The organism is Deltaproteobacteria bacterium CG11_big_fil_rev_8_21_14_0_20_49_13, assembly GCA_002796305.1.
Classification (GTDB): domain Bacteria; phylum UBA10199; class UBA10199.
Map to the genome: position 1 here is coordinate 20162 of PCWZ01000044.1, position 7654 is coordinate 27815.

At 46.9% G+C, this 7654-nt stretch carries 4 protein-coding genes; all 4 read right to left on the minus strand.

Features of this window, described 5'->3' with window-relative positions; genetic code table 11:
- Window positions 1-1099: 1099 nt before the first annotated feature.
- The 4 genes from COV46_03810 to COV46_03825 all read right to left on the minus strand — a co-directional run bounded on the left by COV46_03810 (window position 1100) and on the right by COV46_03825 (window position 7258).
- Window positions 1100-5290, minus strand: coding sequence for a hypothetical protein (locus COV46_03810; protein PIR17529.1), 4191 nt, complete (start codon window positions 5288-5290; stop codon window positions 1100-1102).
- A 31-nt stretch (window positions 5291-5321) separates the two neighbouring features.
- The gene (locus tag COV46_03815) at window positions 5322-5738 is read right to left on the minus strand and encodes a transcriptional regulator (protein PIR17530.1); all 417 of its coding nucleotides are present in this window, start codon (window positions 5736-5738) and stop codon (window positions 5322-5324) included.
- Complete coding sequence (locus COV46_03820; protein PIR17531.1) at window positions 5725-6237, minus strand: hypothetical protein; 513 nt, start codon at window positions 6235-6237, stop codon at window positions 5725-5727. Before COV46_03820 ends, COV46_03815 begins: the two co-directional genes overlap by 14 nt.
- A gap of 712 nt (window positions 6238-6949) precedes the next feature.
- Entirely contained in the window at window positions 6950-7258 is a 309-nt protein-coding gene (locus tag COV46_03825) for a hypothetical protein (GenBank protein PIR17532.1), read from the minus strand.
- Window positions 7259-7654 lie beyond the last annotated feature (396 nt).

Genomic DNA, 7654 nt, shown 5'->3' on the forward strand with positions numbered 1-7654 from the left:
ATGATGCCTCTTCCACCACCGAGCGTGAAAGTTAAACCGCGAATATCAGGTATGCTCTGCGGCTGATATCTGACAGCAAGATCGGCCTCGGTCGGCGTCTGACGTTTGTTCTGGAACGCGTTAGAAAAAGGTTTTGCGACCGTTTCGGTATAAAGTTCTCCGATTATCCTCCACGAATCGTTTATTCTAACATGCGCGGCGCCGCCCAAGGTCAAGACATTATCGACCCAGGCGTCGGAATTAAGCGTGGAATATTGACGATATTTCAAGAACTGATAGCCGGCGTTCAGAGCGAGCCAGACGCGGTTCATAATATCGCCTTCTATTATCAACTTCCCCCCGTAGGTAAAAGACTCGTTGGAAGCGAACTTGCCGTTCGTCCATCCGCCGGGAACGGTAGAGCTTGACTTGGACTGAAGATTCGACGTAACGGTCGGAAAAGTCACGAACGGAAGGATGCCGATGCCTACATGATATCTTTCAATGTCTAAAAGTCTGAATTTTAATTCAAGTCTTAGATCGCCAAGGCCCGTGTAGCTTCCCTTATCAACGGCGATGGAATCCGGGTTCGCCCACGTTTCGTAGGCGATAACGGGAAGATTCAAGCCTGCTTCGAACCAGTCGGTAAAACCGACCGCTCCAAGCGCGTTGAATATCAGCATATCGTCGACCACCGGTCTCTCTCCGACCGATGTGCTGACCCTTATCGGCTTGCGCGCGTAGTCAAGATAAAAGCCGGCGTTGAAGCGCCATTGCGGCAACGTCGAAGATTCCTGAATGGTAACGTATTTGCCGCCGTCGGTCACGGGGTTGAAGATGATGGCATCAACCTCCTGATAACGTGCATGAGCTATCGTCGAAATTAAGGTAAGACAAAGAACCGCAAATAGAATTTTTCGCATATAAAGCCCTTGCGCTCATCCTGAGCTTGTCGAAGGATGAAACGAACTATTGTTTTCCTCTCATGGTTCGACAGGCTCACCATGAGCGGTCCCAACAAGAACGTATAATGTGTAGCAAATAAGTACTTGTTATGCAAGAGGAAATCGAGGACACGCACTTAAATTCGAAAATTATAAGTGCGTGTCCCCGGAATGGATTAGTGCTTACGGCGAACCCGTAAGGTCATGACCGCCGCAAGCGACAGCAGGAACGGCAGGACCGTTCCGGCGCCGGCAGGAATGCTGCCGCTTATGTTGTTCTTGCAGGAACAGCCTCCGGATGACATCGATTCTCCGGCCGCGCCGAGCGGTACGACCTTTTTGTATACATTTACGGTTCCGGGATCGCCGACCGATGCCGCATATTTAAGGTCCAACCATCCTGTTGTATCCCAGCCGGACATACAACCGTCGGCATTTGCCTTATCAAGTACGGTCGACATATTTACGGCATCGGCTTCGTTATTTGCGACTTCTTCGGCCGCCGTTTTGATGCAGGCAAGGATGGAATTTGGATCAAAACCCCTCTCCTGTAGCAGAGGTCCGGCCATGTCCGGATGATACCACGAGCCTACATCGTAAGGGGCAAACCCTTCCATGGAGAACTCGACCGTTTCCGTATCCACAGGAGGCGCTGTACTGTAGGAGGTCTTTGTTATGTTCAACGAACCCGCGGGGATCGATCGCACATTGACCCTCATCAGCGGGTCACCTTTGGTGGCACCGAGGTCGGCGGCAACGCTTGCAGTTGCGTCCGCCGGCGAACTCTGATCGAGGAAAACGTTGCCGTCGGGGACGGTGAACTGATACTTGGAGTTGGCAACGATAGAAGGAGCGATATTAGCGGCGCTGGCGCTTGTCAGTATCGCCTCATTTTGGGCAGGACCGCCGTTTGAGGCTATTATTCTCGTGGCCGAATTCTTGAGCAGGTCGTTTCTTGCGACCTTTTCCGTTTTGCCGGACGAGAAGACAACTTCGCTCTCATCCGGAGGGAACACAGGGCGCATATTTTCGTTCTCTCCCTTGCCGAAATTTTTGGGATCAAAAGGCGCGCCGGCTGTCTGCCAGATACCCCATCCGGACAGCGAATTGCTGATATCGCTCCCCTTCGCTATCAAACATACGTTCCTATAATAGCCGCCTTCGCCCACAAATACGTCGGCCCTGACATCTTCCGGGGCGACATTTGCAAGGCCATGTTCCTTTTTGTATTTACTTGAGTTGTAGGCGTTGGCGATTATTTTCGCGACCTCTAAGTTGAGGCCTTTGATATACTTGTCCGCGTTGCTTTCCGCCTCGCCAAAACCTATCGAGACATGACCGTCGCGCCCCACCTCCTGCGTGCAGGAGCCGACGGCAGGAATAATTTCGGGAGGAGGAGGAAGCGGCGGAAGCGGTGAAACGAAAGGAAGCGTTTTATTTATAAGCACAGTGACGGCTCCGGGTTTTGCGAGAAATGGCTTCGATTTCGGATTAGTTGGCTGTTCTTCAACAGCAGAGCTGGGTGGCGGTGTAGGAGGAATTGTCACGATCTTCTGTTCCGGCATTTGAAATTTATAATTTATTTGAATATCAGGGGTAGCTTCTGGCCTTTTTTCTGCCTCAACTCCAATTCTAGTTCCGGTGCTTAAAGGATTATTTATGCTCATTTTGCCGGCAGAAGCTTCGGCCTCGTTCATCGTCTTATTGGTTGCTGGGGTTTCGGCATAGGCTGATGTGATGAAGCTTGGGAGGTTGAGGTTTGTTTTTGGTGTGCATGGCTTGAGTTGTTTTGGATTATAATATTTGTTTTTTGAGCCAGGTTGAGGGGGATAATATGAATTTGGTGGCGTGCAGTTATCGCATGGAATCTTCCCATATGGAAGATCAGACCACCCGTCACAATCGGCATCATTTTCATAGCAACTTTCGCCTTTTGGTCCTTTTTTGTCAGAAATAATATTTACCGGCGGCATGTGTATTATCTCATCACCAACTTTACATTTCAGCCCTTCGCAAATATCCCCTACTCCATCGCCACTGGTATCTTTTTGATCAGGGTTATAACATTTTCCTGCATCCGTTTCAGCTGGTGGATACGGCCAACCGTTAATAGTCGGTCCCGGTGTTAAGCAAAGAGTCGAAACACTCTCGGGACAGTTGTCACACTTGAGGTTTGAAAGCAGGATATTTTCTGGATCCGCATCATTAAAACCATCCTTATCGATATCTCTCTCGCACTGGCAAAAATCCGGCACGCCGTCGGGCTTTCCATTTAAACCACCAGTGTCCCAGTCTTTCCCGCTGTCGTCTTTGTACCATGAAGGAACTTCTTTGTCAGACATGGCATCACTTACTAGATTAGCATCCCCAGTAACATACTCCTTACATTTCTTGGGCCCCTCAAATACTATCGGGGCGCCAAGGACCACGCCCAGGTTCATGTGGCTATCCACACGCAATTTTCTCACGCCGCAAACTTTCGAAGAGCCTTGCACGCAATTCGAATTGTTTGGAGAATCTAAATACGCAAGTTGTTCGCCTATGGCAACCGGATATGTTTCAGGCGTTGTGAATGGGCTGATTGTGCCGTCTGCAATCTGGAAAAAATAAGCTCTCGCCTCTTCTTTGTCGTCTTTATTGGTATAAATGCGTTGATCGCCCACCCAAACACCTGCCAAAATATCTCTCGACAAATCGGCTCCTGAAAATGCGATTGAAGAAAGTTGGGCGTTATTTACAATTTGACCGTTTACGTCCTCTTTAATTCCCCCTTCAAATTGGCCTATTTCGCTATATTGGCAAATGCCGTCTTTCTTTTCGCCTTTAACGAGCGTAAAATAATTGGCGAATGTCGGCGTTTTGTAAGGTTCTAAATTTTTTGCCCATGTGAACGCAAAACCCTGACAGTCTGTTCCAAAATCTACCACTGCTATTTGATACGCCCTGAAATCATCGTTTTTATCTGTGTATGCAGGCGTTATCTCTGGTTGTCCGTTCTTCAAAAAGAATTTTTCAATTCCTGCGCTCGTGGTTATCAGGACGGAATCTTTGTCAACAACAGTCATGTCATATGGCTCCGTGCCAAGCAGTGGTTTGAAGCCTTGATACGCAAATGGGGGGGTGTCGGAAATGGTATCCAACGCGTTGCCAAAATAGTATGTGAGATAACCTGAAGAATCGGAAATCATCCCTCTATCGGCTATGACCAAGTCGGAAAGCTCGTCCTGAACCTGCGCTTTAAAATTGGGACTTGCAACGGCTATGGGCATTGTCTCTCTAAGACAGCCCTTATCAAACAATTGTTTGGGCGTCGTGGTTGCAATCATAGCTAACTGACTGCATTTAGGATTCGTGTAAAACGACGGCACGAAAGTCCATAATTCCAACAGATCTGTTTCATCGTTGAAACGATAATAAGCAATCAATTTAAAATCTTTGCCGGACTTGTAGTCGGAAAAAAAGAGCGGATTATTTTTATGAGAATAGCTTACTGTGACTATGCCGTATGGCCGCGAATCTTTAAAATCGACAGCCGTTGCAGAATAAGCGTTGTCTGGCAGGATAGGAAATCCTCCGCTATAAGGCGTTTGCCAATTAGCTAAATTAACATTATTATTTTCACCGCTATCAAACCGAACATCCGCTAGCGACAGTTCTATGAAGCCGCCGGGAAATGGCCCGGCGGTTTCAAGCACACTCTTAAACGTGTTTGCTTCCTTCTCAGGCATTGTTGCAAGCTCAGACTGGAATTCTTTGTCGCAAACGACGCTAAGAGTAGCCGCCTTAGCTATTTGATCTTTAAGGTATACAAGCTCCGACAAAGGAGAAAAAAAGCTAAGGTATCTTCTTGTCGCTGAACTTATATCCATGAATTTTTTAAGTAGCGGCCTATTAATATTAGATACAATACTATCCCAGCAACTATCGTAGCCCCCCGGAGCGTTGACACACGATCCCAGATCATCAAAAATACCACTGCACGCATCTTCCGCTTCATCCTGAATTTCAAGAAGTCTGTACGAATGCCCTTTCACCATATAATAGTCATCAACATAAAATTCTTTTATCTCTCCATTTTCATCAGGATATTTAGCGGTCAAATTATCTGAAGAAAAATTTACGGAATCCGGAAAGGTGGAATGGCTAAAAAAACCTATGTCATATACACTTGCTGTCGATTTTTCATTCTGAAAAATAGCCTCTAAAGGCTCGCTCATTAAGGGGACGGGGTTCCCATCGAGCGCGCCCTTGGAAATCGTGTCGGCAAATGCCGGTGCGGTGAAGAATAAGGTGAGTACGAATGCGGCTGTGCGCAGGAGATTGCCACGGCTCACGCCTCGCAATGACAGACATTTAAGTATCTTCATAATAGCGCTCCTTGTTCTCAAGACCCCCTGCTTACATTTTATAGCGTTCTAAAACCAATGCATAAAAATCTTCGATATCCTTCAAGTTCTCCTTCAGGATAGATCTCAGAACATCGGTATCCACTTCACTGTACTCATGAACGGCGATATTTCTGAAACCCACCATTGAGATCATCTTTTTCATCAGAACGGCGTCGATCACGCCCGCCTTTTGCAATAATCTGAAATTCTCGGCCAGGTCGTCGGGGAGCCCCAATCCTTCGCTTGAAACCACATGGCTTGCAAGGTCGATCGTCGATTGTACCGCGCGCTGGAGATTCAGAACGAATATCTCCTCGGTGTCCAGATCGTCCAGAGATGAGGGTCCGCCCTTTGTCTTGTCTTTTATGCGTTTAAGACAATTTTGGATGTTCTTTATCTTTTCCAGCACTATGTCACGGTCGACCATAGACCCTCCCTCTGAGGATATTCTTCTCTATCGCCCGCCTCATAATTTTGAGATCGGCATATTCGGTCATTAAGCGGATCAAAAAAAGACTTAAGTGATGATGATCTTTGTCGAGTATCTTTTTACCGTATCTTATCACCTGATTTTTAAGAACGGGATTGGCGTTGTTAAGTACCACAAGGTCCGCATCGCCGCCTATATGACCGGACAGCTCCTGTTTTATCCGCATTGCCGATAAAGCGTCGGGAACATTGGATACAGAGAAGAGGACCGCAACATCGACGTCACTTCCCTTTTTGGCGAGCCCCCTGGCATGTGAGCCGAACAGATAAACGGCGGAGATGTTGTCAAAACCGCTGAAGAAGGCGCTGATATTTTTTTCTAGCTGGTCCATAAAACGTTCTCCAAACAGTGAATGTGCAATTCTCATGCCACTTATGCGACGATTCCCGTTGATCTCGGGGCACGTACAATTCCATGAATTACTTGGAGTTTCCATGATATGCTATACGATTACAAAACTCAAATCAAGCTCAAAACGATAATTGTGTCAATTCGTTGACGTCAGGGCGAGGCTGTTGATAAAATGCCGATTTGCCTGTCATTGCGAGGGCGAAGCCCGAAGCAATCTCCAGCAACTAATTGATTTCGGGAGATTGCCACGGCCCCTTCGGGGCCTCGCAATGACAAAGTCAACAGCCTCAGGGCAGATTTTATGCTTCGAGCGCAGTCGAGAAGACAAGGGCTCGCTAAATCGCAAAGGTTCGATCTGGAGAGGAAATTACATTTTATGGATTGGGCTATTTATGGATTCATCGTGCAATCGAGCTCGTCGCACAGACCGTCGTTATCGTGATCGAACACAAACGGACAGGGTTCGCCGGTAAGATCATTGCAGTCACTAGTACATTGTCTATTAAATTTTTACTGGTTGTCTTTAGCACAAGTGCACGTAACAATTTAATTTCTACCGACTTCGTCGATAAAAATTAAATTGACGATGCACTAGTAGGAGTCTATTCCGGAGACAGAATCGTATTCCGGATAAAATCCGCTCGCGCTCGGGACGCAAGCCGCCATTCTCGATCCTCCCGATCTGTCTCAATTCATCGAAACCATTGATTTTGTCATTCCGAGGGAGGAACGACCGAATGCTCCGGTGATTCAACGTGTTAAAAACGCTGGATCCTTCGCTAACGCCCCATTATTCATCAATACTTCGGTCCATAATTACTGGGAAGATATTTGGTGTACTGAAGTCCGGTGACTGGATCCGGCCTCGGTGCCGACATCGGTGCGGGCTTCGAATCCGACCACAAGCGACCTAGCATGGCAAACGCCTGTTCTACCCCCTGGCTTAAAAGCTTGAACTTGGACCAATCGACGGAAACAAAAGAATCTCCGCCGGCGGCACAGCCACTTGAATGTGGATCTTGTGGATCTCTGGTGGGAGGTTCAAAATCTAACTTTGCAACTGCACCTGCTCCCAGTAACGAAGCTACGTTTGCGGGTATCGCCATAGCTACCTCCTTAATTTAAGTTGGGGTCGATTAGATTCCTCATGAATCATCTTCCCGAACATTTAGTATTCATCAAGCAAATATCATGCCATCTTCTAAAAATAAAAAAACAATACTTTTCATCTAGTTATGAGACGCAGGAATTAGCCTGTTCAGTTTTCCGAACAATCACAAGCATAAAATCCCAAATTCGGGATTCCAAAATCGGAACATATTTACAAATGTCCTTATCACTCATCTATTACTATTATCGGTTGATCGCCAAAAAAGTTGCTAACTTTTTCCACCTTTGGTTTCCTAATTAGCTTATTGGCACCTCTAAAAACCCGTAAATTGCTCGTTCGTCCTGAGCCTGTCGAAGGATGAACCGTTATAAATCAACGTGTTGCAATTTTC

What these genes read in the sequence shown, in the direction of transcription:
- COV46_03810 (PIR17529.1), bottom strand. Translation starts at nt 5,290, where the DNA reads ATGAAGATACTTAAATGTCTGTCATTGCGAGGCGTGAGCCGTGGCAAT.
- COV46_03815 (PIR17530.1), bottom strand. Translation starts at nt 5,738, where the DNA reads ATGGTCGACCGTGACATAGTGCTGGAAAAGATAAAGAACATCCAAAAT.
- COV46_03820 (PIR17531.1), bottom strand. Translation starts at nt 6,237, where the DNA reads ATGGAAACTCCAAGTAATTCATGGAATTGTACGTGCCCCGAGATCAAC.
- COV46_03825 (PIR17532.1), bottom strand. Translation starts at nt 7,258, where the DNA reads ATGGCGATACCCGCAAACGTAGCTTCGTTACTGGGAGCAGGTGCAGTT.